General features: G+C 62.2%; 18 protein-coding genes. 13 read left to right on the plus strand and 5 right to left on the minus strand.

Annotated elements, in window-relative coordinates; translation table 11 throughout:
- Nucleotides 1-83: 83 nt before the first annotated feature.
- The 4 genes from L1071_RS04220 to L1071_RS04235 are packed head-to-tail and all read left to right on the plus strand — an operon-like array spanning nt 84 to nt 6,551.
- Nucleotides 84-3,794: an ATP-binding protein gene (locus tag L1071_RS04220; protein ID WP_246969100.1), complete on the plus strand. Its 3,711-nt coding sequence runs from the start codon at nt 84-86 to the stop codon at nt 3,792-3,794.
- Nucleotides 3,791-4,417: a condensin complex protein MksE gene (locus L1071_RS04225; protein WP_246969103.1), complete on the plus strand. Its 627-nt coding sequence runs from the start codon at nt 3,791-3,793 to the stop codon at nt 4,415-4,417. Before L1071_RS04220 ends, L1071_RS04225 begins: the two co-directional genes overlap by 4 nt.
- Nucleotides 4,414-5,673, plus strand: coding sequence for a hypothetical protein (locus tag L1071_RS04230; protein WP_246969106.1), 1,260 nt, complete (start codon nt 4,414-4,416; stop codon nt 5,671-5,673). The genes L1071_RS04225 and L1071_RS04230 overlap by 4 nt, the downstream gene beginning before the upstream one ends.
- Entirely contained in the window at nt 5,670-6,551 is an 882-nt protein-coding gene (locus L1071_RS04235) for a DUF7281 domain-containing protein (RefSeq protein WP_246969109.1), read from the plus strand. Before L1071_RS04230 ends, L1071_RS04235 begins: the two co-directional genes overlap by 4 nt.
- Before the next feature lie 44 nt (nt 6,552-6,595).
- Here L1071_RS04235 and L1071_RS04240 read toward each other — a convergent pair whose 3' ends face one another.
- Entirely contained in the window at nt 6,596-7,930 is a 1,335-nt protein-coding gene (locus tag L1071_RS04240; RefSeq protein WP_246969112.1) for a replication-associated recombination protein A, read from the minus strand.
- Between the two features lie 372 nt (nt 7,931-8,302).
- Here L1071_RS04240 and L1071_RS04245 point away from each other — a divergent pair, with 372 nt between their 5' ends.
- Nucleotides 8,303-8,848, plus strand: a complete 546-nt coding sequence (locus tag L1071_RS04245) for a hemerythrin domain-containing protein (protein ID WP_246969815.1) — start codon at nt 8,303-8,305, stop codon at nt 8,846-8,848.
- Nucleotides 8,849-8,877: 29 nt separating this feature from the next.
- On the opposite strand, the gene L1071_RS04250 is transcribed toward L1071_RS04245, so the two are convergent.
- Nucleotides 8,878-10,137, minus strand: coding sequence for a Y-family DNA polymerase (locus L1071_RS04250; RefSeq protein ID WP_246969114.1), 1,260 nt, complete (start codon nt 10,135-10,137; stop codon nt 8,878-8,880).
- Nucleotides 10,125-10,589: a LexA family protein gene (locus L1071_RS04255; RefSeq protein ID WP_246969116.1), complete on the minus strand. Its 465-nt coding sequence runs from the start codon at nt 10,587-10,589 to the stop codon at nt 10,125-10,127. Before L1071_RS04255 ends, L1071_RS04250 begins: the two co-directional genes overlap by 13 nt.
- A gap of 129 nt (nt 10,590-10,718) precedes the next feature.
- Here L1071_RS04255 and L1071_RS04260 point away from each other — a divergent pair, with 129 nt between their 5' ends.
- The 6 genes from L1071_RS04260 to L1071_RS04285 all read left to right on the plus strand — a co-directional run bounded on the left by L1071_RS04260 (nt 10,719) and on the right by L1071_RS04285 (nt 20,978).
- The gene (locus L1071_RS04260) at nt 10,719-11,612 is read left to right on the plus strand and encodes a LysR family transcriptional regulator (RefSeq protein WP_246969117.1); all 894 of its coding nucleotides are present in this window, start codon (nt 10,719-10,721) and stop codon (nt 11,610-11,612) included.
- Complete coding sequence (gene murI / locus L1071_RS04265; protein ID WP_246969118.1) at nt 11,609-12,421, plus strand: glutamate racemase; 813 nt, start codon at nt 11,609-11,611, stop codon at nt 12,419-12,421. Before L1071_RS04260 ends, murI begins: the two co-directional genes overlap by 4 nt.
- A gap of 58 nt (nt 12,422-12,479) precedes the next feature.
- Nucleotides 12,480-13,601: a tRNA (uridine(54)-C5)-methyltransferase TrmA gene (gene trmA / locus L1071_RS04270; RefSeq protein WP_246969119.1), complete on the plus strand. Its 1,122-nt coding sequence runs from the start codon at nt 12,480-12,482 to the stop codon at nt 13,599-13,601.
- A gap of 174 nt (nt 13,602-13,775) precedes the next feature.
- Nucleotides 13,776-18,614, plus strand: a complete 4,839-nt coding sequence (locus tag L1071_RS04275) for an NAD-glutamate dehydrogenase (RefSeq protein WP_246969120.1) — start codon at nt 13,776-13,778, stop codon at nt 18,612-18,614.
- A gap of 143 nt (nt 18,615-18,757) precedes the next feature.
- On the plus strand, nt 18,758-19,825 hold the full coding sequence (locus L1071_RS04280) for a hypothetical protein (protein WP_246969122.1): 1,068 nt from the start codon (nt 18,758-18,760) through the stop codon (nt 19,823-19,825).
- Nucleotides 19,826-19,973: 148 nt separating this feature from the next.
- Nucleotides 19,974-20,978, plus strand: a complete 1,005-nt coding sequence (locus L1071_RS04285) for a quinone-dependent dihydroorotate dehydrogenase (protein WP_246969124.1) — start codon at nt 19,974-19,976, stop codon at nt 20,976-20,978.
- Between the two features lie 128 nt (nt 20,979-21,106).
- On the opposite strand, the gene rmf is transcribed toward L1071_RS04285, so the two are convergent.
- Entirely contained in the window at nt 21,107-21,313 is a 207-nt protein-coding gene (gene rmf, locus L1071_RS04290) for a ribosome modulation factor (RefSeq protein WP_040243900.1), read from the minus strand.
- A gap of 239 nt (nt 21,314-21,552) precedes the next feature.
- On the opposite strand from rmf, the gene rlmKL reads away from it, so the two are divergent.
- Nucleotides 21,553-23,766 (plus strand): bifunctional 23S rRNA (guanine(2069)-N(7))-methyltransferase RlmK/23S rRNA (guanine(2445)-N(2))-methyltransferase RlmL, encoded by a 2,214-nt coding sequence (rlmKL, locus tag L1071_RS04295; RefSeq protein ID WP_246969126.1) that lies wholly within the window; start codon nt 21,553-21,555, stop codon nt 23,764-23,766.
- Nucleotides 23,767-23,798: 32 nt separating this feature from the next.
- Here the strand turns inward: rlmKL and L1071_RS04300 are convergent, their stop codons facing one another.
- Entirely contained in the window at nt 23,799-24,083 is a 285-nt protein-coding gene (locus tag L1071_RS04300; RefSeq protein WP_246969128.1) for a hypothetical protein, read from the minus strand.
- 194 nt (nt 24,084-24,277) lie between these two features.
- Here L1071_RS04300 and pdxB point away from each other — a divergent pair, with 194 nt between their 5' ends.
- Complete coding sequence (pdxB, locus tag L1071_RS04305) at nt 24,278-25,429, plus strand: 4-phosphoerythronate dehydrogenase PdxB (RefSeq protein ID WP_246969131.1); 1,152 nt, start codon at nt 24,278-24,280, stop codon at nt 25,427-25,429.
- The last annotated feature ends 110 nt before the right edge of the window (nt 25,430-25,539 follow it).

Below are 25,539 nucleotides of genomic sequence, written 5' to 3' on the forward strand. Positions count from 1 at the left end.
GAGGAGGAGCCAACTTGGTTGTGCCTGCCGGCGGTGGGTAGAATGGCTTTTTGCACAAAAGCGCAAACTACCAAGGACGCGGCATGGCCCATTTATTACGTATCGTGATGATTCACGGTCATCTGGAAGGCGTCGTCGAACTGGATGTCGATGGCCATACCAATATCTGTGGCACCAACGCTTCGGGCAAGACCACGCTGCAGCGACTGGTGCCGGTCTTCTATGGCGAACTGCCCAACAAGGTCGTCCCCAAGACACGCATGAAGTTCGATGCCTTCTACCTGCCGCATCGCAACAGCTATCTGATCTACGAATACCGTCGCGAAGCCGGCAATGTCTGCCAGGCCGTGCTGACGCGCAAGAAAGAGGGCGGCCTGGAATATCGCTTCGTCGCTGCGCCGTACCAGCCCGAAGACTACCTGGTGGAAAGTCAGGACGGTGTCGTGGCGCTGGAGTACGGCGACTGGCTGGCGGGGTTGCGTCGCGCCGGTATCAATTTCTCGGCCAAGTTCGGGGCGACCTCCGAATACCGTGCGGTGATCCAGAACGACTTCACCCAGCAGCAGGGCAATCGGCGCGAGGCGTTGAAGCTGCGCCAGACCGCTGCGCAGTTTAGCCTGGTCAAACCCGAGCGGCGCATCCGCCACATGGAAAAGCTGATTTCAGCGGTGCATGCCAAAGAGGGCAAGATGGACACCCTCAAGACCATGCTGGCGGCGATCTTCGAGGAAGACGGCGTCGAACTGCCGGTGACTCGCATCCGCAACACCAAGGCGCGCGACTGGATCGCGCAGATGCGCCAGTCGATGCGTCTGGAGCCGCTGCAAAAGTCACTGACGGAACTGGCCGATGTCGACCGCAATATCGTCGATCTGGAAGCGACCCTCTGGCAGCTCAAGCCACAGTTGGATGCCGACCGCCATCGCGCGGAGCGCGTGCTGGCCGACACCGAGGCCGAGCTGAACACGCAGCAGGAAGCCTTTCAGGCGCGCGAGCAGGAATACGAACAGGCGCGTGACACCCTCAATGACCGTATCAGTGAGCTTGCCAGCGAGCTTGATCGCACCCAGCGCAGCCTGAACGACCTGCAGCAGCAATATGAGCAATATGCCGAGGCCGATATGCCCGCCTTGGAGCGGGACCTGGCCGAACTGCCGCAATGGCGCGAACAGGCCCAGCAGTTGCAGGAGCATCTGGCGGTAATGCAGGAGGCCTCCAAGGCTAACCGCTCACGCCTTGATGGTCGCCTGCGTGAACTTGCCGATAACCTCTCGTGGCGCAGTGATGAAATCCAGGCGCTCATCAATGAACTGGGCGACGAGAAATCGGCGCGTCAGGAGCAGCAGTGGGCGTCCGAGCGTGAACTGGAAGCCCAGTACCACACGCAGCGCAGCGAACTGGACGCCGGCTATCAGGCCCGGCTCGAGCAAGGCATCGAACGCTTGGCCGATCTCAAGGCGCAACTCGCCTCGACCGGTCAGGTGCCCGAGGAGATTCAGGAAGCGGAACTCGCCCAGTCCAGGGTCGATCAGGCCCAAAGCGATCGCAACGCGGCCGCCAGTCGACTCGAAGGCTTGCGCCGTGAGCACGAAACCCTGCGCCGCGAACGCGACACGGCAGAGCAGCAGCGAGAAAGCGCCAAACAGCAACTCAATCGGGCGAATCAGCGCTCTCAGGAACTCCAGCGGCAGCGCGATCCTGACGAGGGCAGCCTGCGCTATTTCATGCGTTACCATCGCCCTGGCTGGGAGCACCGCCTGGGCAAGGTCATCGCGCCGGAACTGCTCGAGCGCCGCGATCTTTCGCCACAGCTCGGTGACACCGAGCATGATGACCTGTTCGGCGTGGCGCTCGATCTTGCCGCCATCGAGTTGCCCGATCACGCCCGCGACGAGGCGAGTCTCAATGCTGCTATCGATGTCGCCGAGGCTGAACAAGCGCGCGCCGAAACCGATCTTCAGGCTGCCGAGAAACAACTCAAGGCCTGCCATGACCGAGTACAGGGGGCCGAGGAACCTCTGAGCCAGGCGCGGCTCGCCCTCAAGCATGCCGATGACGAAGTCGAATATGCCCTGGATGCCCGACATCAACTTCAGGAGCGCCACGCTCGGCAGCAGAAAGAGCGCCGGCAGGCCGCCGAAGAAGCGCTGGCCAGTCAGCAGGCCGCCGACAAGGCGCTGCGCGATGAAAAGCGCGAGGCACTCAGCACGCTCGATGAGACTCATCAAGCGCAACTTTTGGAACTCAAGGCCGATGGCCAGAGCCAACTGGCCAGCTTCGATGCCCGTATCGATCAGTACAAGCAGCAACTCGAAGGCCTCAAGACTGAGCACCAGCGTCAACGCCAGGAACTGGAAGCGGCCTTCGATCAGGAGCTGCAAGACCAGGGCGGTGATCCTGAAACCCTGCGCTCGACGCGCCAGCGCATCAGCGATCTGCAGGAGCGCATTCGCGTCACCGAAAGCCGCCGTGAAGAGCTCGATGCCTACACGCGTTTCATGCGTGTCGAATGGGGCGAGCGCAAGCCGCAACTGGTCGACCGCGAAGCGACGCTGACGCGTGACAAGCAGGCCGCCGAGCACCAGCGTGAGCAGTGCCGCAGCGATTATCAGGCTGCCAAGGTGGCGCACCAGAAAGCCACCAAGACGCTCAAGGCACGCTGCAATGGCGAACGCGAAGTCATCGATGCCCTCAAGCCATTGCTCGGTCAGGTCGACGGGCTAGGGCTTACTTCAACGCCGAGTGCCGCCGACGAACCTTCCCGGGAGGCGCCAGGCGATGTGCATGAACGCATCGAGCGTACGCGCCAAGCACTGAGCAACCGGAGCAGGGAGGTGGAAACCCTGCGCAAGGGCTGCGAACAGGTCGAAAGCGAGCTGATCAAGGGCGCCAGCCAGGGTTTCGTCGAGACCCTGGAAGCCGAGCGCGCCAAGCTGTTCAGTGGTGCTGGCAGCGGGGCGGGCGAGCAGGGCATCGATCCACGGCGTCAGCTCCCGTTGCTGCGGGGCATGCTGCAATTGCTCGAAGACCAGCAGCAGCAATTGATCCAGCAGGGACGCAATCTGGGCGCCGATCTGGACAAGTTCTTCACCGTCTTCCGCGACCTCAATCGACGCATCAGTGCCCAGAGCCGTCGCTTGTCCGAAGAGGTGGCCGATGACCTGCGCCTCGAGGGCATCAACAAGGCCGAGGTACGCATTCAGTCGACCATCGACGAGCTGGGCTTCTGGGAGCCGCTCAAGCGCTTCGCTCAGCTTTACCGTGACTGGGAGAGTTCCAGCCAGACGCTGCCTAGTGATGACTATCTGGATGCGCTGGCCGATGTCGTCGATCTGCTGCGCCACGACCAGCAATACAGTTTCGAAAGCCTGCTGCGCCTTGAGTTGCACTTGAACGAGGGTGGCACCGACCTGGTGATCAAGAGCGATCGTCAGTTGCTCGAATCTTCGAGCCACGGCATGGCTTATCTGATCCTGTGCAAGTTCCTGCTCGCCTTTACGCGGTTGTTGCGCGGACCATCGGAGATCGCCATTCACTGGCCCATCGATGAGATCGGCACGCTGGCCTATCACAATGTCGAGATGCTGTTCGAGGCCTGCGATAGCAACCGCATCCATATCGTCGGGGCGTTTCCCAACCCCGAATCCGACGTCTTGCTATTGTTCCATAACCGCTATCTGATCGACCGTGACGCCGAGCAACCCAGTCGCCGCCGCCTGAAGCGCATCGAACCGCGTCTTAGTCGCCTGGCCGAGCGCCTGCAGGAACGTACCACCGAGGAGGTCGCGTCATGATCGAACATGGTCCGCTGCTGGAGCGTTTGCTGGCCGGCGAGTTCGTCTGCGCCGTGAGCGATGAAAGAGCCTTCCGGCGTCTCGAAGACGATGAGGTGCGCGAGCAGATCGATACTTACCTGCGGCCGCTCAATCGCCGCTTGGCCACCAACGCCGAGGGCAGTGTCTACTTCCTGGCATGGCGGCAGCTCAACGACGAGGCCCGCGAGCAGCTATCGCGGCAGCTCGGCGAGGTGCTGCATAGCCTGATGCCGATGCTCGAATGGCTGCAGTTGATGCAGGAAGCCCTGGGCCATGATGCCCTGGTGGCACCTGGCGACGTGCTCAAACCCGCCGAACTCAGTGCCCGCTGCGAGGACAACCAGAGCCTGCGCGAGCAGCTCGAACGTCTCGCCGGCGACAGCTTCTTCGGTTCTCAGAGCGAACAGCTCGACGCCCAGATGAAGCAAGTCTTCAAACGCCTCAGGGAACACGGCTATCTGCTGCAGCCGCATGCCGACCGCCAGGTCTATCTGGTCACCGGCAAGATCGATTACCTCGTCGACCTAGTGCGGCTCATTCGCGACGAAGAAAACCTGCCCGTCGACGACGAGAGCCCGCAGACGCAGGAAAGCTTGTTATGAAAGAGTTTGCGGTGAGCGACGAGCATGAGCTGGAAAGTCGCCTGATCGGCACCGGCGTGGAACGTCTGGCGCTGCTTGGCAAGCACGCCGACGTCCTGATGCAGGGCTACAGTCGCGATGAAGTGCCGCTGGAGGCCCTGAGCGACAGTGCGCTGCGGCGGCTGCTGGCCGCGCGTATCGTCTGGCGGCCTGATGATCAAGGGGGCGTCAAGCTGGCGCCCAGGGTGCGCGAGTTGATCGCCGAGATGCTGGCCGACGAAACCCGCCGCCAGGTCAACGCCGATGTGGGCGAAACCCTGGAGCTGGTGCGCACGCTGGTGCAGAGCTACCGCGAGGCCCAGAGCCAGGGCGAATACTGGCGTCAGGAGCAGCAGTTGCTGCGTCTGCGCCAGGCCGTCGATGATCTCAACGGACGTTTCGCCGATGCCATCGACAGTCTCTGGCAGCGCCTCAACAGCGACTTCGGCTTCGTCAGTCGCCTGACCGACAAGATTCGCGAAAACGAGCGTGCCCAGAAGCAGATCGTGCGCCTGCTGGATGGCCTGCAACTGATCGACTTCGACGAGCTGATCGAACTGGTCGGCGGCGATGGCACCCTGCGCAAGCTGCTGATCAGTCAATTGCAGCGCCAGATCAGCCAGCACTACACCAGCTTGCGTGAAGTCCAGAGTCGTTTGACCGAGCTGATGGCCCGCTTCCGCCAGCAGCAATCGCGCAGTCGGTTGATCAGTGGCATGGCGGCGTTTCTGCGTGAGCATCCCAACTTCGTTCCCGGTAACTATGCACGGCGCAGCGATGTGCCCGACCTGATCAACCAGGCCGTCCCGTTGATCGCCGCTGCCGCGCCGGCCTTGGATCATGAGCCGGATATTCGCGTACTGACCGACCTCGTGCACCAGTTGCCGACGCCGCTGCACAAGCCGCAGACGGTCGCCGCTGCACGGCCCGCCGAAGCCGAGGAGCAGAGTTTGGTGGCGGCGCGCCAACAGGCGCTCAAGCAGGACGTGGAAAGCTTCTATCTGACGGTGATCGACCATCCCGATCCCCCCGGCATCAGTGCGCTGGCGTACCTGCAGGAAAGTGACATGGAATGGGGTGAGGAGATCTGGCTCTTCCAGGTGATCGCCGAGTACCAGGGCCTGCCACGCAACGAGCAAAAGGCCTTTGAGCTGCATCAATTGGAGAGCCGCGCCAGCCGCTTCAACGACCTTCGGCTGATCCACGACGTCACCCTGCAACTGGCGAATTCGGCATGAATGAAGCGTTATCGCCCCGGACTCATCGTTGGCTCAGCGGCATTCACGATAGGTTGCGCCGTCAATCATGTGTCGAAAAGAAGCTCCAGCTCGAAGCGACGCAAGAATTCAGGGGATGGTGCGATGAGCATGAAATCGATCTCGATGCCTACCTGGGAAGCGGTGTGCTGCGCTTCGATCGCATGCTGATCACCAAGGTTCAGGATCTGCTGGACAGCCTTGGCCATCTTCCCCTGGGGGAGAGCGCCAGTGGCAAGACGACCTCCCAGCAGGCACGGCTCAGCGACCTGGAAGACAAAGGCTCGAGAGAGCGCCCGCGCGCCCATCGTGTGCTGCTGAATCTCGAGACATTGAGCTCTCGGCCGGGGATTTCCGACGCCGCCCGTGAGATCATCGATCTCGACTGGCGCGAGCTGGACCTTGATGCCTTCGATGCGCTGATCATGATCGAGAACCTCGACAGCTTCTATGCCTTTGCGCCTGATAGCTTGGCGCTGGCGGGATATTGCCAGCCGCTGGTGGTCTATAGGGGCGACAGGCACTATGGCGGTGGCTTCAGCCAACTGGCCAAGGCCTGGAGCGCCCGCAGTAAGCCGCACCTGGGGTTTGGCGATTTCGACCCGCGAGGCGTGCGTATCGTACTCGGCAGCGGGGCCACGCAGATGCTGCTGCCACCCCCGGACTGGCTACGCGAGCACGCTACGCGACATCATGTACCCGCCGAGCAGTTCCCGGATCAAGATGCATTGCGCCAGTATCGCGACCAACTGCCGGCCGAGCATCCTCTGCACGGCTACCTGGCATTGCTGCTCGACGAGCAACGCGGACTCAAGCAACAGTGGTTTGATGAACGACAGGAGCGAGTGCCGCTCAAGTGATCCTTTACTTGCTGCCGTTGAGGCTGTGGGGGCATCGAGACGTTTCATGACGTCCCGTCGGCGTGGGCGTCGAGTTCGGCGCGCCAGGCTTGCATCTGTTTGAAGCGTTTTTCCTGGCCGTATTCCGTGGGGTTGAAAAAGGTGGTCTCGGGGAGCTCCGAGGGCCAGCAGTCGTGTGCGCGGCCGGCGGGGTAGCCGTTGGGTTCGTTGTGCGCATAGCGGTAGCCCTCGCCATGGCCGAGGGATTCCATCAACTTGGTGGGGGCGTTGCGCAAATACGTTGGCACCTCGAAGTCGGGATTCGCGGCGACGAATTGCTTGGCCGCGTTCCAGGCCTGGTCGATGGCGTTGCTCTTGGGCGCGATGGCGAGATGCAGTGCGGCATGGGCGATGGCGCGCTGGCCTTCGTAGTCGCCCAGACGCAGGTAGGCATCCCAGGCGGCCATCACCAGCGGCAGGGCACGGGGCTCGGCATTGCCGACATCCTCCGAGGCGATGGCGGCGAGGCGGCGTACCACGTCGAGTGGGTCGCCGCCGCCCTGCACGAATTGCGCGATGTACAAAAGTGCAGCATCGGCGCGTGACGAGCGTATCGACTTGTGGATCGCCGAGAGCAGGTCGTAATAATGATCGCCCTGTTTGTCGAAGGCGCTGCCCTGGTGCCCCAGGACTTCATGCAGCGCTTGCAGGGTCAGGCGTTCGCCGTTCTCGGTGGGTGTGGCGAAATCGCAAGCCGTCTCCAGCAGACCCAGTGCGCGACGTGCGTCGCCCGAGGCCGAGCGTGCGAGCGTTTCCAGCACGTCTTCGTCGGCCTCGATATGGCGCTCTCCTAGGCCACGTTGGGTATCCGTCAGGGCCTGATGCAGCACACGCAGCAGGTCGTCCACCTCCAGTTTGCGCAGCACATAGACGCGTGCCCGCGAGAGGAGCGCCGAATTGACCTCGAAGGAGGGATTCTCGGTGGTCGCGCCGATCAGGGTCAGCAGCCCGGATTCGACGTGCGGCAGCAGGGCATCCTGCTGGCTCTTGTTGAGACGGTGGATCTCGTCGAGAAACAACAGCGTCGGCTGTCCGCGGACCTGGCCCTCGCGGGCACGTTCCACGGCGGCGCGGATGTCCTTGACGCCGGCCATCACCGCCGACAGGCGTTCGAGCATGGCACCCGAGGCATCGGCGAGGATATCGGCCAGGGTGGTCTTGCCCACGCCCGGCGGCCCCCACAGGATCATCGAGCGTACCGCGCCGCTTTCCGCCATGCGACTCAGCGGTTTGCCGGGGCCGACCAGCGCCTCCTGGCCGACGTAGTCATCGAGCTGGCGTGGCCGCATGCGATAGGCCAGCGGCGTGTTATCGGGTTGGGATGAAGCGAACAGGTCCATGTGTATGCCACCGGTGGGTGAGAGGGTGTTTACAAAAGGGCTGCACTCGACAATCCGGCGTTAAAATCGGCCTCAGAATACTCATTTACCCCATGTAAACTCCGTGTTTTCGGCCAATTTTGCCTTGTTTTGTCTTCGTTCGCCTGTTTTGTAACGACCCTCTGGGTCGAGTCGCCGAAAACCGTCTCTAGACTTTCGGCCAACAGGCGTAATCCTGTCATACGCGCTAGGGTAAAACATTCAAGCCCCGGTAGGGTGTTTCCCGTCGGGGAAGGCGAGAGTCTTCTCGTACTCTCGCCTAGACTGGCAAATAAGGCTGCCGGATACCCCGCGCTGCCACGCTCCGACAGCAAAGGAGGCCTGTACATGCCCATGCTGACCCAACTGCGCCAAGACCACGCCAATATGGCGCGTCTGCTGCACGTGTTGCAGCTCAAGCAGAAGACCCTGGCGGAAGGCGAGCGACCCAACTTCCAATTGATACGCGAGGTCGTGGATTACATTCTCGACTACATGAGCGGGTTCACCGAACCGCTGGAACGCATGTGCACCGAGCAGTTGAACACGCGGGCGCCGCAAGCCGACGCACTGTGTCAGCGGTTGGCCGACGATTATCGGGCACTCAATGCCCGTCTGGCCCGGCTCTCCCAGGATCTCGACATGATCCTGATGGACGCGGTAGTGCCCATGGACCGCTTCAGCGAAGACCTCAAGGCCTATCTCGAGGCGCATCGGACCTATTTGCGCGGCGAGCGTGAGGAGTTGTTTCCGTTGATCCGCGAGCACTTCGACGAAGACGATCTGGACCGGTTGGCCAAGGCGCTGCCGGAAGGGGCCGAAGCCGAACTGGCGCGTCTGCAGGACGGTTATCCGGAGCTTTACGCCGAATTCCGAGAGGCGCCCTCGCCGTTGAATTGAGCTATGTCGCCATGTCAACGTCATATTGGCTACCTGGCGAGTGCGCGGGGCAGTTCTTCCCAGCGCGTGGTATAGCACGCCGAGCGGTAGGCGCTGTTCATCTGCCAGGCGGCGTCGGCGGGTTGCGGGCCCAAGGTCAGTGCCTGGCGTCCGTAGCGGGCGCGGATCGTGTCCCAGGCCTCCATCAGCGCCTCTTGCCGGGCGGGCTCGGCGCCATCGAAGAGCGTCGTCTGGCGCTGTTGACGGGGCGTCAGTTCGGTGAGCATTACCCCGAGTTTCTGATACGCCAGCGGTTGCCATAAGCGCGTTAGAAGACGCTGCGCCGCGCGGTTGAGCTGCTGCGTGTCGGCACTGGGAAAGGGCAGCGCGGTCCACTCGCAAGCGTGATGATAGGGCGTATTGTGATGCGGGTTGGTGCGCAGATAGATGCCGATGGCCGACGCCTGCATGGCGTCGCGTCGCAGTTTTTCGCCGGCGCGTTGGCAGTGATGACGCAAGGCACCGGCGAGGGCGGCGCGGTCGCGCAGGGGGCGCCCGAACGAGCGTGAGCAGAGAATGCTGCGACGCGGACTTTCCAGGTCGCTCATCGACAAGCAGGGATGGCCGTTGAGTTCGCTGGCGGTGCGCGCCAGTACCACGCTGAAACGACGCCGTAGCTCGCTGTCGGGCGTCTCGCGTAGCGCAGCGGCGGTGAGCACACCCAGGCCGGCCAGGCGCGCGTTGAGCCGTTCGCCTATGCCCCACACATCGCGCGGCGATAGCCGCTTCAGGTGCGCCGTCAATTCGGGTGCGTCGGCGCTTTGCCAAACACACACCTGAGGACGCGTCGACTGCGCCTTGGCCTGGCGGTTGGCGAGCTTGGCCAGGGTGCGCGTCGGGGCGATGCCGATAGAGACTGGTAGCCCTACTTCTCGCACCACGCTACGCACCAGGTGCGCGCCCAGGGCGTGCCAGTCTTCCTGCATGCCGCGTAGATCGAGGAAGCACTCGTCGATGGAATAAGGCTCCAGCGTGGGTACCTGGCGCGCCAGGACCTGCTGTACGCGTGCCGAGAGATCGCCGTAAAGCGTGTAGTTGGAGGACTTCAGCACCACGCGGCGCCGCAGTGTTGGATCGATCTTGTGGGTGGGGATGCCCATGGGAATATCGAGCGCCTTGAACTCCTCGGAACGCGCGATGACACAGCCGTCGTTGTTGGATAGCACGCCCACCGGAACGCCCTCCAGACGTGGTTCGAACAAACGCTCGCAGGCGGCATAGAAGTTGTTGCAGTCGATCAGCGCGAACATGGGGGCGAAGCCGGTTCCTCGCCCGTGGCGGGCAAGGCGTGAATGGCGTAGCAGATGACGCCCCACAAGCGGTTGTCATCGGCCTCGAAGGGCATCGTCGCCAGGTCGGGGCGTGACGGCGCGAGATACAGCCGAGCCGCGCGGCGCTCTAGGCGCAACACACTAAGTTCGCCGTCGATGACCACGACCAGCCAATGCCCGGGGCGCGGTGAAATGGCGCGGTCGATCACCAGCAAGTCGCCGTGATACAGGCCGGCGTGGCGGTGGTCATCGCCCTCCAGCCGCATGAAGAACGTCGAGGCTGGGCGACGCACCAGATGGTGATGTAGATCCAGCGGTGCTTCCCGGTAGTCGTCGGCCGGGGAGGGGAAGCCGCTGGCGCCGCGTGTCAGGGTATCGCCCGATGTGGGCGCCGAGGTCGACGCGGCAAGAGCGATAGGCGTCATGGACATGGCGGAACCTCGAAAACGAAATGATGAATACTGTAAAAATAAACAGTATTTTGCCTTGAGGCAAGTCGAGCCATCTCATCGCGTGGGCGGGTAAGGTAGAATGAGCGCACGCGTTTTCGAGGAAGTCGTATGGACCGCCTGCAGGCGATGCACACCTTTCGCGCCGTTGTCGAGGCCGGCAGTTTCGCCGGCGGTGCGCGCAAGCTGGAGCTCTCCAATGCCATGGTCAGCAAGCAGATCGCCAAGCTGGAGACCAGCCTGGGGGTACGGTTGTTGACGCGCACCACGCGGCGCTTGCAACTGACCGCCGAGGGCGAACGTTATCTCAATGGGGCGAGCCGTCTGCTCGACGAACTGCAGGAGCTGGAGGCCGGGCTCGGCGAGCAGCGCGGTGAAGTGCGTGGCCGGTTACGGCTTTCCGCACCGCTGGATTTCGGCGTGCGTGCGCTAATGCCCGCCTTGCAGGCGTTCGAGCGCCGCCATCCGGCGGTAATGCTCGATGTCGTCCTCGAGGACCGCCGTGTCGATCCGGTGGCCGAGGACTTCGATCTGGTAGTGCGTATCGGCGAGCTGGAAGACTCCAGCCTGATCGCGCGGCCGTTAATGGACATGCCACGTCATGTTTACGCCGCGCCGGAATATCTCGCGCGGCATGGGACGCCGACGCATCCTGCCGAGTTGCGTGGGCATCGTTGCCTGCACTACAGCCTGGCGCGCGAAGGGCACTATTGGCACTTCCAGGTCGACTCAGCGCCGTATCGGGTGCGCATTCGCCCGGTCATGGCCTGCAATAACGGCCGCGCTCTGACCGAGGCGGCGATACGCGGCATGGGGCTGGTCTACAAACCGGCGTTCCTGGGTGAACCGGAAGTCGAGGCCGGGCGGCTGGTCCGCGTGCTGGACGAGTTCAGCGTGGCGCCGATCAGTGTCCACCTGTTGTATGCCGAGCGTGAGTTCATCCCCGCGCGCCTGCGAGCCTTGGTGGATACGTTGCTTGAGCACTTCGCGGAGACTCGCACATGACGGCGCCGATTCTGATCTTCGACTCGGGCGTCGGCGGGCTCTCGGTGGTGGGGGCATTGCGCACGCACCTGCCCGGCGCGCCGCTGGCGTATGTGTGTGACAACGCCGCGTTGCCGTACGGCACCAAGCCCGATGACTGGCTGGTGACGCGGATCGTCGCGGTGTGTCGCGCGGCGGTGGCGGCGAGTGGCGCGCGCGCCCTGGTAGTGGCCTGCAATACGGCCAGCACGTTGGCGTTAAACGCCTTGCGCGAGAACCTGCGTATTCCAGTGATCGGCACTGTGCCGGCGATAAAGCCGGCGGCCCATGCCTCACGCAGCGGCGTGTTCGGGTTACTGGCGACCTCGGCGACGGTGTCGCGTCCTTATACGCAGCGTTTGATCGATGAGTTCGCGCCGGATTGCACGGTGGTGAGGCTGGCCGCCGATCCTTTGGTCGCGCAGGCCGAACGCGTCCTGACCGGGATGGCTTGGGACGATGCGGTCATCGCCGCGAGCCTGGCGCCGTTATGGGAAGCGTCGCGGCTCGATACCGTGGTGCTGGGATGCACGCACTTTCCGCTGCTGCGCGAGGCCCTCGAGCGGCATGCGCCGCGTGAAATCGCGTGGATCGATTCCGGCGACGCCATCGCGCGGCGCGTGGCGCAGGTCGTTCCTCAGGTCGCTGCTAACATCTGGTGTGATGCGTCCGCCCGCGATGCGAGCTGGGCCAGCGCGGCGCAACAAATGGGCCTGGTACGCACCCTGGCGGGCTACGGCTTCAGCGCACCGTGTTCTTTGGCATTGCCTGATGCGGTTTTAACCTTTTGATTTCCATGAGACGGTGTCGCTGCGGCGACATCGCGAGTTTTTGCTGAAAGGAGTTTTCGTGGCCGTACCCGTCGTCGACCCCGAACGTTACGAGTCCCAACTCGACACCAAACGCGAGCGCATTACGGCGCAATTTGCGCGCTTCTCTCCACCGCCGCTGGAGGTGTTTCCCTCGCCGCCGCGTCATTATCGGCAACGCTGCGAGTTTCGTATCTGGCATGACGGCGACGATCTGTTCTATGCCATGTTCGAGGTCGACCCCGCCGATCCCAAGCGCAAGGCGGTCATTCGCCTGGATGAATATCCGGTGGCGGGCGAGCGCATCAATGCGCTCATGCCGGTCCTGCGCGATGCACTGTTGGCCAGCGATACCCTGCGGCGTAAGTTGTTCCAGGTCGAATTCTTGACCACGCTGAGTGGCGAGGCGTTGGTGACCTTGATCTATCACCGCCAACTCGACGAAGCTTGGGAGCAAGAAGCACGAGCGTTGCAGGAAGCCTTGGACGTATCGATCATCGGCCGGGCGCGCAAGCAGCGTCTGGTGCTTGAGCGCGATCATGTCTGGGAGCGGCTGAACGTCGAAGGCCGCGAATTCGTCTATCAGCAGGTGGAGAACAGCTTCACTCAGCCCAATGCGGCGATTTGCCGGTCGATGCTGGGGTGGGCGCGAGACGTGACCCGCGAGAGCCGCGATGGCGATTTGGTGGAGTTCTATTGCGGCAATGGCAATTTTACGATTGCGCTGGCAGAGAACTTTCGTCGCGTGGTGGCCACCGAAATCTCGCGGACTTCGGTCGCTTCGGCTAACGTCAATCTCGACGCCAATGGTGTGGTCAACGCCGTGGTGGCGAGGATGTCCGCCGAGGAATTCAGCGAAGCCCTGGCTGGCGAGAAAAGCGGGCGGCGCGTGGCGGCGCTGGCGCTCGACGAGCATGCCTTCACCACGGCGCTGGTCGACCCACCGCGGGCGGGACTCGATGCGCATAGTTGCGAGCAGTTAAAAGCCTACGCCCGCATCGTCTATATTTCCTGTAACCCTGAAACACTCGAGGCGAATCTCGAGACATTGAGCGAGACCCATATCGTAACCCGTTTCGCATTGTTCGATCAGTTTCCGTATACCGACCACTGCGAATGTGGCGTGCTGCTGGAACGCCGGGAAGCGCCAGCACAGGCGTGACGAGGCCCATGCACAACCGGCATACGCCATGAGGGTGCGTCACATTGGTGGGGCTTGACGCACGATAGGCGTAAGCTCGTGTCACCGTGGTGGTACACGCGATACGCGTGCATGCCGCCGAAGGATCATTCATCGGTCGCCATGAAGAGCGGCCGGTCGTAGACGAGGTGCTTGATGCAACACGTTGCGATCGAGGGCAAGGAAGAATTTCTCGCCCAGCTCAAAGAACAACTGGCCAAGCGGCTTCCCCAGGAAAAAGTGGAGCAGATCGCTGCCTTCGCCGAGGACCTGTATGCCTCGGCGCCGTTCGAGGAAGCCGCCGAGCGCGGTCTGGATGATATCTATGGCGCCACGTTGTCGGCGTGGCACTTCATGCAGACGCATGATCCTAGCGATGCCAAGGTGCGCGTCTTCAACGCCGATTTCGAGGAGCACGGCTGGCAGTCGCCGCACACTGTGGTAGCCGTGCTGCATGAGGACATGCCGTTTCTCGTCGACTCGGTGCGTATCGAGCTCAACCGCCGCGGACTGACCGTGCATGCGATCCACAACGCCGTCCTGGCGGTGGAGCGCGATGCCAAGCATCACCTCAAGCGCGTGACCTCGACCCAGGCCAAGGATGCGCCGACGGCGCGTGAGTCGATCATTCTGGTCGAGGTCGACCGTCATTCCGATCCGACCACCCTGGATGATTTGCATGAGGGGCTCGATGAGGTGCTGCGCGATACGCGGGCGGCGGTAGAAGATTTCGATCCCATGCGCGAGCGAGTGCGCGAGGCGATCAAGGAACTCAAGGCGCAGCGTCCGAAGCAGATCAAGGCCGATGATCATAAAGAGGCCATCGCTTTCCTCGAGTGGTTGCTCGACGACCACTTCACCTTCCTGGGTTATGACGAATACGAGGTGCTGCAGGAAGACGATCAGGATCGCCTGCGCCAGATACCTAAGAGCGAGCTGGGCGTTTTCAAGCTCGACCAGCCGCGTTATCGCGAACGTATCAGTACCGACGAAGGCGTCGAAGACGATCAGTACGTACTGGTGCCGGAGCTATTGTCTTTCGCCAAGAGCGCCTATCACGCACGCGTGCATCGTCCTGCCTATCCGGATTACATCTCCATCGACCGTTATGACGAAGACGGTCGCGTCATCGGCGAACGCCGCTTTCTGGGGCTTTATACCTCGACGGTCTACAACGAATCACCGCGCAATGTGCCGGTGCTGCGCAAGAAGATCGAAGCCGTCATCAAGGCCGCAGGCGTCAATCCGAAGGGACACAACGGCAAACAGCTGACGCAGATTCTCGAAGTCTATCCGCGTGACGACCTGTTCCAGATCGATACCGACGAGCTGGCGCAGACTGCCTTCGGCATCCTCAATATCCGCGAACGCCGCAAGGTGAGGCTGTTCATTCGTGAGGACCGTTTCGGCCAGTTCTATTCGTGCTTGGCGTTCGTGCCGCGTGATGTGTTTTCCACCGAATTGCGCGTGCGTATCCAGAACCTGCTCTGCGAAGAGCTCGATGCCACCTTCGGCGATTTCAATACGTACCTCTCCGAGTCGGTGCTGGCGCGGATCCAGTTCATCTTGCGTTTCAACGGCGAGCGCCCGGCCGAATACGATATACGCCGCCTGGAGAAAAAGATCACGGCGCTCTCGCGTAGCTGGCGGGACGATCTGCAGGCAGCCATGGTCGAGGGTTACGGTGAGGAACAGGCCAACCGCCTGATGCAAGATTATCGCGAGGCGTTTCCCAGCAGCTATCGCGAAGACTTCTCGGCGCGCACCGCTGTCTACGATATTCACCACCTCGGCGAGCTGAACGCCAACGCGCCGATCAGCCTGAGCCTTTATCGGCTGGTCGAAGAGAATATCGACGGGGTCAACCTCAAGCTGTTCCACGCCGGCAATCCGATTCCGCTTTCCGATGTGCTGCCGGTGCTCGAGAACCTGGGGCTCCGAGTGATCAGCGAGCGTCCCTACGAGGTCGAGTGCCCTGATCAGGCCTACTGGATTCATGACTTCACCCTCGAACACCGTGGTGACGGGGTCGTCAATCTGCAGGAAATGCGTGATGTCTTCATCGAGGCATTTACGCGGATCTGGACCGGCGATGCCGAAAGCGATGCCTTCAATCGCCTGGTTATCGGTGCCAACTTGGCATGGCGCGAAGTGGCGGTATTGCGTGCCTATGCGCGCTATCTCAAGCAACTGCGCTTCGGGCTGTCGCAGGACTACATCGCCAATACCTTGACCGGCTATCCGGAAATTACCCGCGAGTTGGTGACGCTGTTCGAGCTGCGCTTCGATCCCGACGATACCGCCGGTGACAGCGAGATCGAGGCGTGCGTGGCGCGTATCGAGGGCCTGCTCGATGAGGTGGCCAGCCTCAATGACGATCTGCTGTTGCGTCGCTACATGGCGTTGATCCAGGCGACGCTGCGCACCAACTATTACCAACGACGTGAAGACGGCGAGGCCAAGGATTACATCGCCCTCAAGCTCGAGCCGACGCAAGTGCCGGACATGCCTAAACCGCGCCCGATGTTCGAGATCTTCGTCTACTCGCCGCGCGTCGAGGGCGTTCACCTGCGCAGCGGCAAGGTCGCGCGCGGCGGGCTGCGTTGGTCCGATCGTCACGAGGACTTCCGGACCGAGATCCTGGGCCTGGCCAAGGCGCAGCAGGTCAAGAACGCCGTCATCGTCCCGGTAGGTGCCAAGGGCGGTTTCATCTGCAAGCGCATGCCCGATGGCGCCGACCGCGACACGGTGCAGAAGGAAGGCATTGCCTGCTACCAGACCTTCATTCGTGCGCTGCTCGACGTGACGGATAACCTGGAGGGTGGCGAGACCGTGCCGCCCGAGCGCGTGGTGCGTCACGACGATGACGATCCCTACCTGGTAGTGGCCGCCGACAAGGGCACCGCGACCTTCTCGGACATCGCCAATGCCATTTCGCTGGAATACGGCCACTGGCTGGGCGATGCCTTCGCCTCCGGCGGTGAGCATGGCTATGACCACAAGAAGATGGGGATCACTGCCAAGGGTGCCTGGGAATCGGTCAAGCGCCACTTCCGTGAAATGGGTCTCAACACCCAGGAGATACCGTTTAGCGTAGTGGGTGTCGGCGACATGGCGGGCGACGTGTTCGGCAACGGCATGCTGTTGTCGGACAAGATCCGCCTCATCGCTGCCTTCAACCACCGGCATATCTTCGTCGACCCCGATCCGGATCCGGCGACCTCGTTCAAGGAACGCAAGCGCATGTTCGAGCTGGCGCGCTCGAGCTGGGAAGATTACGACACCACCTTGATCTCCGAGGGAGGTGGCGTGTTCTCGCGCGATGCCAAGTCCGTCAGCATCACGCCGCAGATGAAAAAGGCCTTCGACATCAAGGCCAGCAAGTTGTCGCCCAACGAGCTGATTCGCGCGATTCTGACCTCGCGTTGCGACCTGCTCTGGAATGGCGGCATCGGCACCTACGTCAAGTCTTCCGACGAGACGCATGCCGAGGTGGGCGACAAAGCCAACGACGCCTTGCGTGTCGATGGGCATGAATTGCGCTGCCGTGTGATCGGTGAAGGCGGCAACCTCGGCTTTACTCAGCTCGGGCGAATGGAAGCTGCCGAGCAGGGCGTTCGCGTCACGACCGACTTCATCGATAATGCTGGCGGGGTCAACTGCTCCGACCACGAAGTCAATATCAAGATCCTGCTCGATGACATCGTCAAAGCCGGCGATATGACCGACAAGCAGCGCAATGAGTTGCTGGCGAGCATGACCGAGGAAGTGAGTGAACTGGTACTGCGCGATAACTATCGCCAGACCCAGGCACTTTCCTTGTCGGAGATTCTCAGCCAGCAAGGCATGGGCCCTTATCGGCGCTTCATCAATGAATTGGAAGCCGCCGGCGGTCTGGATCGTGAGTTAGAGTTCCTGCCTTCCGATGAGGCGCTACTCGAACGCTCCAATGTAGAGAAAGGGCTGACGCTACCTGAGCTGTCGGTGTTGATTTCTTATGCCAAGAGCGCGCTGAAGACCGACATGATCGCCTCCGATCTGCCGGACAACCCGCATGTCCAGCGGCACATGGCGCGGGCCTTCCCGCAGACGCTGGTCGAGCGCTTCCCCGACGAGATGTATCAGCATCGCTTGAAGCGCGAGATCACCGCGACGCAGATCGCCAACGACCTGGTCGATCACATGGGCATTACCTTCGTGCGGCGTCTGCGTGACTCCACCGGCGCCACGCGAGCGGAAGTGACCCGCGCTTATCTCATCGTACGCGATTGCTTCAATCTCGAAGGTCTCTGGGAGCAGATCGAGGCCCTCGATCATCAGGTCGAAAGCCGTGTTCAGTACGGCATGATGCTCGATCTGATGCGGCTGCTGCGCCGGGCCACACGCTGGTTCCTGCGTCACCGCACCAACCAGAGCATCCAAGAGGCGGTGGAGTACTTCGCGCCGCGTATCACGCAGTTGCAAGAGGGGATCGGCAAGCGCCTGCGCGGCGAGGACCATGAAATGTGGGACGCGCGTCGTGACGAGCTGGAAAAGGCCGGCGTGCCGACCTCTCTGGCGAGTATCGTCGCGGCGGCTGACAGCCTGTACGCCGGGCTGGGCATCATCGAGGCGGCCCGTGCCACCGACGAGAAGATCCAGCGTGTCGCCGAGGTCTATTACGACATCGGCCATCGTCTGGAGCTGCCGTGGATGAATACCCAGATCAACGCACTGAAAGTGCGCGATAGCTGGCAGGCGCAGGCGCGCGAAACCTTCCGCGACGATCTCGATCGTCAGCAATTGGCGCTGACCGTCAGCGTGCTCAAGATGGACGGCGCGCCAAGTGGTGTGGAGCCTCGTGTCGAGCAGTGGCTGGAACGCCACGCGGGCTTGGTCGAACGCTGGTGTGGTCTGCTCAACGAGGTGCGTTCCGGTGCTCAGGGCGGCTTCCCGCTATTCGCGGTGGCCATTCGCGAACTGGTCGATCTCGCCGAGAGCAACGGCGAGGGATAAGCCAATCGCTCACAACGTCCCGAGCAGCGTGCTCGGGGCGTTGTCGTTTTTCCTTCCTCTTCGAACCCGCAAGTGAAGCATTGGCGCTTATGTCTCTGATATGCTGTATCCGACTCAGGTTCGAAGCCAAGTAGAGAAGCCCCATGAATCATCGCGTGATTACCACAATGCTTGTGGCCTTGGGACTGGCCGGTACGTCGTCACTGGCCATGGCCCAGAGTGCTGCACAGCAGAAGGCGCACGAAGCGGCGGCTAAAATCGATCTTACCGATTTCTTCCAGTCGAGCTCCGACGCACGTAGCCAGAGCTTTTTCTTCGGCGGGACGCAGAGGCATCCCTTTACCGTTGAAGAGGCAGGGCGCTATCAATTCCAGAGTTCGACCTTGCCGGGCGACTCCGACGATTACCGAATCGAAGCGACCTTGCTCGACGCTCAAGGCAATGAGATTGCCTCGGCGTCGGGGTTGGGCCAGAACGATGGCTTGACTATGGAGGAGCGCCTGGAGCCCGGCGATTACGTGCTGCGTGTCTCCGGTCAGAAGTTCGGTACCACCAAGACGGGCGGCAATAGCTTCGTTGTCTCCGTCAATGAGTTGGATGCCCAGGGCAATCGGCTCTCGAGTGAGGAGAGCGGTGTCGACGCCGGCGGTGGCATCATGTTCGGTGGGCCGGGTAAAGATGGCCGTACAACGGCCTTCGTCGATGATGAAGATGACGTGGCGACCATCGCAGCACCGCGTCGTGAAGCGGCCGAGTCGGCGTCTGCAGTGGCCTCGGGTACCGCCGCAACGTCATCGGCAGCGAACGATGCGGCATCGGACTCCACGTCAAGCAGTGATCCCTCGGCGGCCACGCAGGACGACGAAGAGGCCTTGCCGGACGCGTTCGACGAGATCGTGACCGACCTGGCCATTCGCGAGCAGGGCAAGGTGTTGAGTTTCGATGTGGTGGAAGCGGGTACCGTGTCGGTGACCAGCTCGACCTTCCCCGGCAATGAGGGCACCTATAGCCTCGAAGCGCGGATCCTCGACGAGAGCGGTGATGTCGTGGCCAGTGACAAAGGTGAAGGTTTCGAGAGTGACTTCGACATCGAAACGACGCTGCAGCCGGGACGCTACACTGTCTGGGTGAAGGGCCGGAAGTTCGGCAGTGCGATGAGCGGCGTCAACAACTACACGCTACGCGTGCAGCAACTCGATACTCAGCCGTAAGCTCGCTGCAATGTCGGGGTGCTGATGCACCTCGACGTGAGCCCCGCTTCGCCATGCGCGAACGCGGGGCTCTGCGCTTTTGGGTGTGGCTACGCTATACTGCGCGCCCGTTTCACCTCTTGCCGCTCATTATGTTGTCCGAGGATCCATGTACGCCCTGGCCCGTTCGCTACTTTTCCGACTCGATCCTGAAACCGCCCATGGCGTTGCACTGACGTCACTCGATGCCGGCCATCGCCTGGGGCTGGGTAGGTGGATGAGCACGCATGTCGAGGCGCCCGTCACGCTGATGGGGCTGACGTTCCCCAATCGCGTGGGGCTGGCGGCGGGGCTCGACAAGAACGCCGAGCACCTCGATGCGCTCGGGGCGCTTGGCTTCGGCTGCGTCGAAGTGGGCACGGTGACGCCCAAGCCACAGCCGGGCAACCCCAGGCCGCGCCTGTTCAGGCTGCCGGCGAAAGGGGCGATCATCAATCGCATGGGGTTCAATAATGCCGGTGTCGACGCGCTGGTCGCCAATGTACGCAAGAGCCGCTATCACGGCGTGATCGGCATCAACATTGGCAAGAATCTGAGTACGCCAGTCGAGAACGCGGTGGACGATTACCTGACGTGTCTGCGCAAGGTGCATGCGCATGCGCATTACGTCACGGTGAATCTGTCGTCGCCGAACACGCCGGGACTTCGCAACTTACAGTTCGGCGAGCATCTAGAGGCGTTACTGGGCACCCTAGTCGAGGAAAAGCATCGCCTCGACGATGCCAATGGCCGGCGTGTGCCTCTGGCCGTGAAGATTGCTCCTGACATGAGTGACGACGAAGTCGCGCTCGTTGCACAGGCGCTGGCGGCCAACGCTGTCGACGCGGTCATCGCTACCAATACCACCGTGTCACGCGAGGCGGTGGCGGGGCTCGAGCACGCCGAGGAGCAGGGCGGGCTTTCCGGACGCCCGGTGTTCGAGCCGTCCAATCGGGTGATTCACGAGTTGCGCCGTCATCTACCGACGCTGCCGATCATTGGCGTCGGCGGTATCGATAACGCGCACGCGGCGCGTGCCAAGTGCGAGGCGGGGGCCGATCTCGTGCAGCTGTATACTGGCTTTATCTATCGCGGACCGGCGCTGGTAGGCGAATGCGCTGGGGCGCTGGCGTAGCGTGCTTTGACATAAGTAGTGTGCTTTGACATGAGTAGCGTGCTTTGAAATAAAAAGGCCCGCGATGCGGGCCTTGTCATGGACCTGTCAATGGGGTGTTGATCCAGGTGCCACGAAGAGTTCTACCATCACAGTACCATGGGGTTTCGATGGATGCCGGAAATCCCCGTCATGCCGGCCCATTGGTCCCCACGACCTTCACGCCAACCGCTCATCCAGTATTCACGGAGGTTGATGTCCTGGCTGGGGCAGTCATCGCGAGAGCGCCCCGTCATACCGGCTTTGTATCCGTGGACATATGCACGCTGAAAGCGATCACGTTTCTGTCGTTTCATCGGATGGCCTCTTATCAAGAACCGATTGTTGAGATCTGACAGTACATGCCGACAATGGGGCACCCATCACCGCCATGAACCGGAACGTCCGGACACGAAACGCATGCGTTTTCAGTAGCTACTACCTTTAATGTTTAGTGCTTTGAGGCGGATTTGTCGACCAGCGATTTGGCATAAGCCAAACGTTCCATGTAAACCACAGGAATATGACCGGTGCGTGGCGCCGGGATGACGACTTTATGACCGATGTGCAATCCCCATCCTTGACGCTCTACGTCACCTGTCCCCGGGGCCTCGAGGGCCTGCTGGCCGACGAACTCGCGGGCTTCGGCGCGGAGGTGACTGGCACCACCGTGGCGGGTGTCCACGTTCAGGCCGATGTCGCGATGGCCTATCGCATCTGCCTGTGGTCGCGTCTGGCGAATCGCGTGGTGCTGTGTCTTCTGCGCGAGCAGGATATCGAGCGTCCCGAGGCGCTGGTCGAGGCCGCCCGCCGGGTCGATTGGCGCGCGCACCTGCGTACCGGAAATAGTCTGGCCGTGGATTTCCACGGCCAATCCGAGCATATCCGCCATACGCGCTTCGGCGCTCAAAGCGTCAAGGATGGTATCGTCGATTCGCTGCAGGCGGCCGGACACGAGCGCCCGACGATCGAGCTCAAAAACCCCGATATGCGTATTTACGCACACCTGCATCGTGGCCGCTTGCTGCTAGGGCTCGACCTGGTCGGCGGTAGTCTGCATCAGCGTGGTTATCGCCTCGATGCTGGCCACGCGCCGCTCAAGGAGAACCTCGCCGCGGCCTTGCTGATACGTGCCGACTGGCCGGCGCGGGCACGGCGGGGCGAACCCTTGCTCGACCCCATGTGCGGAGCAGGCACACTGCTCATCGAGGCGGCCTTGATGGCGGCGGATATCGCCCCCCAATTGGCCCGGCCTCATTTCGCCTTCGAGGCCTGGGCGGGTCACGATCCCGGCGCATGGCAGGAGCTCAAGCGCGAGGCGGATGCCCGTGCCAGCGTGGGGCGTCGCCGCGTGAAGTCAACGCTGTTCGGTCGCGACCAGAGCCCGCCGGCCATCGCGGCCGCCAAGGCCAACGCCATGCGCGCGGGGATTCCCGCCTTGATCGAGCTGCAAGGCGCCGAGGTGGCACAACTCACGCGCCCGGAAGGCATCGACGGGCCGGGGCTGGTCATCACCAATCCGCCGTATGGCGAGCGTCTGGGTGAGTTGCCCGGGGTGGTGCCTATCTACACCGCTCTCGGCGAGCGTCTGCGCGCCGAGTTCGAGGGCTGGCAACTGGCACTGTTCACCGGCAACCCCGACTTGGGCCACCGCACTGGGCTGCGGGCCACCAAGCAGTATGCGTTCAAGAATGGGCCGCTGGATTGCAAGTTGCTGCTGATCCCGGTCGTGGCGGAGAGCGCTTCGCGCGGGGCCTCTGCTAAGGGCTCGACAAAAAGCGACTCGGCAGGCGAGCAGGGCGCTCAGGAGGTGCCGGGCCGCGCCCCGCGCAATGAGGGCGCGCAGATGTTCGCCAACCGACTGGAGAAGAACCGCAAGCGACTGAAAAAGTGGCTCAAACAGTCCGGCGAGAGTTGCTATCGGCTCTACGATGCGGATATGCCGGAATACGCCCTGGCGGTGGATGTCTACGGCGACCACGTACACGTACAGGAATACGCGCCACCGCGCTCGGTAGACCCGCGCCAGGCGCAGCGTCGCTTGTTCGATGCCCTGGAGGTCATCCCCCAGGTGCTCGGCGTGCGTCCAGAGGACGTGCACTATAAGCAGCGCACGCGGCAATCGGGCAAGGCGCAATACACCAAGCAGGGGGCCAGCGGCGAACGTTTCGAGGTCAGCGAAGGGGTAGCGCGGTTGTGGGTCAACCTGCGCGACTACCTGGATACCGGCTTGTTTTTGGACCATCGCCCCGTGCGCCGGATGCTGCGCGACATGGCCGACGGCAAGCGCTTTCTCAATTTGTTCTGCTACACAGGAACGGCCACGGTTCAGGCGGCACTGGGCGGGGCGAGCGACAGTGTCAGTGTCGATCTTTCCAATACCTACCTGACCTGGGCACGCGATAACTTCGCGCTCAACCGCCTCGATCCCAGCCGGCATCGGGTGATTCGTGACGACTGCCTGCGGTGGCTGGAAACCGCAGGTAGCGAGTTCGACCTGATCTTCATGGACCCGCCGACGTTCTCCAATTCCAAGAAGATGGATGACGTACTCGACGTGCAGCGCGATCACGCGCGGCTCATCGAGCTGGCGATGGCGCGCCTTTCAGCGGACGGTACTCTGGTGTTTTCCAACAATCAGCGGCGCTTCACGCTCGACACCGCCATTGGCGAGCGTTTTGCGGTGGAAGACATTTCGGCGCGGACGTTCGACCCGGACTTCGCACGGCGTCCGGATCTGCACCATTGCTTTTTGATTCGTCACCGCTGAGGGCCGCGGCCGCGCGAGGTGCGGGCGCGGGGTTAGAGGCCGTCGAGCAGCGACAGCTGGCGCACCGCTGCCTGGGCCTCGGGGCTGGTCTCATCGCTGGCCTCGAAGACCTTGGCGAAGCCGCGTGAAGATTGGATATGCGCGACATCCTCGAGCCAGGTCATGGCCTGCGCATAGCTGTCGGCGAGTTGATGCTTGAGGCCGCCGAACTGGGTGCCGATCTGGCCCCAGGCGCGGCTGAATATCCAGTCCCCGAACATATCTTGGTGGACATGCACGAGAACGTAGTCGTGTTCACTTTCCCAGCGGACGATCACGAGAACTCCTGGTGGCTGCCGTTGTGGTTGGCAATGGGCTTGTGACGTGTCTTTCGCGGGCCTACTATCGACATTCCCGGCGGGTATCGAATCCCCGGCAAGTGCCGTCCCCGGCGTGGCCGTGGGCGGGCAAGTGCGCCCCGCGCGTATTGTAACCGGCCGTCGGACGTGAACAAGGGAGAAAAGAGAAGGTCATGCGCATCCTGGTCGATGAAAACATTCCTCTGGCCGACGAATTCTTCGGTGAGCTGGGCGATATCACCCGCTTGCCTGGGCGCGACATCGATGCGACGGCGGTCCGCGATCAGGACCTGTTGGTCGTGCGTTCGATCACGCCGGTGAATGCGGCGCTGCTCGATGGATCCCGCGTACGCTTCGTGGGCACCTGCACCATCGGTACTGACCATGTCGACCTCGACTACCTGCAAAAAGCAGGCATCGGCTTCGCCAACGCGCCGGGCTGCAATGCCGACTCGGTGGTCGACTACGTGCTCTCGAGCCTGCTGTTGCTGGCCGAGGAAGATGGCTTCCATCTGGCCGGCAAGACCATCGGCATCGTCGGGGCCGGCAACGTGGGTAACCGCCTGGCGGAGCGTCTCGACGATCTTGACGTCGAATGCCTGATCTGCGATCCGCCACGTGCCGAGACGGAAGGCCGTGAGGATTTCCTGGCGCTGGATAGCCTGCTCGAGCGTGCCGATATCGTCTGCTTGCATACGCCGCTGGTGAAGGACGGGGAACACGCGACCCGGCATCTGCTGGATGCGGCGCGTATCGAGGCCCTGGCGCCGGGCACCGTGCTGATCAACGCTGGGCGTGGTGCTTGTCTCGACAATCAGGCCCTGCGCGAGCGTCTCGAGCGCACCAATGATCTGCGCGTGGTGCTCGATGTGTGGGAGAACGAGCCGGGCATCGATCAAGGCCTCTACGATCTCGTCGATATCGCCACGCCGCATATTGCCGGGCATAGCATCGACGGCAAGATGCGTGGCACCGAGCTGGTCTACCAAGCGGCGATGCGCCATTTCGGCTTGCCGGCGCGCAAGAAGCTCGGTCAGCTCAAACCGGACCCGTGGCTGCGCAAGATCGTCCTGACGCCCTGGTCGCCGCCGCTGGAAGCGCTGTCGTTATGCACGCGGGCCTGCTACGACGTGCGCCGCGATATGCTGGCGTTCGATCGCTATCGACGGCGCATGGGCATGGCGGCAGGTTTTGACGCCTACCGCGCCGAGTATCCGCTGCGCCGTGAGTTTTCCACCCTGCGTGTCGAACTCAAGCAGAACAAGGGCGGCTTACGTGACGCCCTCGAAGGCTTCGGTTTCAAGGTCAAGCTTTCCAATAAGTAGCTTGGTTTCGAAACAGTAGCTTGGTTTCCAAAAAATAAATTGGTTTCCAAAAAGCAGCTTGGCGCCTTAACCCGTGCCGATACGAAAACACCCACTGACCTGTTGATGAA

The organism is Chromohalobacter sarecensis (assembly GCF_023061135.1).
Lineage (GTDB): Bacteria > Pseudomonadota > Gammaproteobacteria > Pseudomonadales > Halomonadaceae > Chromohalobacter > Chromohalobacter sarecensis.

What these genes read in the sequence shown, in the direction of transcription:
- L1071_RS04220 (WP_246969100.1), top strand. Translation starts at nt 84, where the DNA reads ATGGCCCATTTATTACGTATCGTGATGATTCACGGTCATCTGGAAGGC.
- L1071_RS04235 (WP_246969109.1), top strand. Translation starts at nt 5,670, where the DNA reads ATGAATGAAGCGTTATCGCCCCGGACTCATCGTTGGCTCAGCGGCATT.
- L1071_RS04250 (WP_246969114.1), bottom strand. Translation starts at nt 10,137, where the DNA reads ATGTTCGCGCTGATCGACTGCAACAACTTCTATGCCGCCTGCGAGCGT.
- rmf (WP_040243900.1), bottom strand. Translation starts at nt 21,313, where the DNA reads ATGAAACGACAGAAACGTGATCGCTTTCAGCGTGCATATGTCCACGGA.
- L1071_RS04285 (WP_246969124.1), top strand. Translation starts at nt 19,974, where the DNA reads ATGTACGCCCTGGCCCGTTCGCTACTTTTCCGACTCGATCCTGAAACC.
- L1071_RS04275 (WP_246969120.1), top strand. Translation starts at nt 13,776, where the DNA reads ATGCAACACGTTGCGATCGAGGGCAAGGAAGAATTTCTCGCCCAGCTC.
- L1071_RS04230 (WP_246969106.1), top strand. Translation starts at nt 4,414, where the DNA reads ATGAAAGAGTTTGCGGTGAGCGACGAGCATGAGCTGGAAAGTCGCCTG.
- pdxB (WP_246969131.1), top strand. Translation starts at nt 24,278, where the DNA reads ATGCGCATCCTGGTCGATGAAAACATTCCTCTGGCCGACGAATTCTTC.
- L1071_RS04225 (WP_246969103.1), top strand. Translation starts at nt 3,791, where the DNA reads ATGATCGAACATGGTCCGCTGCTGGAGCGTTTGCTGGCCGGCGAGTTC.
- L1071_RS04245 (WP_246969815.1), top strand. Translation starts at nt 8,303, where the DNA reads ATGCTGACCCAACTGCGCCAAGACCACGCCAATATGGCGCGTCTGCTG.
- L1071_RS04260 (WP_246969117.1), top strand. Translation starts at nt 10,719, where the DNA reads ATGGACCGCCTGCAGGCGATGCACACCTTTCGCGCCGTTGTCGAGGCC.
- rlmKL (WP_246969126.1), top strand. Translation starts at nt 21,553, where the DNA reads ATGACCGATGTGCAATCCCCATCCTTGACGCTCTACGTCACCTGTCCC.
- L1071_RS04255 (WP_246969116.1), bottom strand. Translation starts at nt 10,589, where the DNA reads ATGTCCATGACGCCTATCGCTCTTGCCGCGTCGACCTCGGCGCCCACA.
- murI (WP_246969118.1), top strand. Translation starts at nt 11,609, where the DNA reads ATGACGGCGCCGATTCTGATCTTCGACTCGGGCGTCGGCGGGCTCTCG.
- L1071_RS04240 (WP_246969112.1), bottom strand. Translation starts at nt 7,930, where the DNA reads ATGGACCTGTTCGCTTCATCCCAACCCGATAACACGCCGCTGGCCTAT.
- L1071_RS04280 (WP_246969122.1), top strand. Translation starts at nt 18,758, where the DNA reads ATGAATCATCGCGTGATTACCACAATGCTTGTGGCCTTGGGACTGGCC.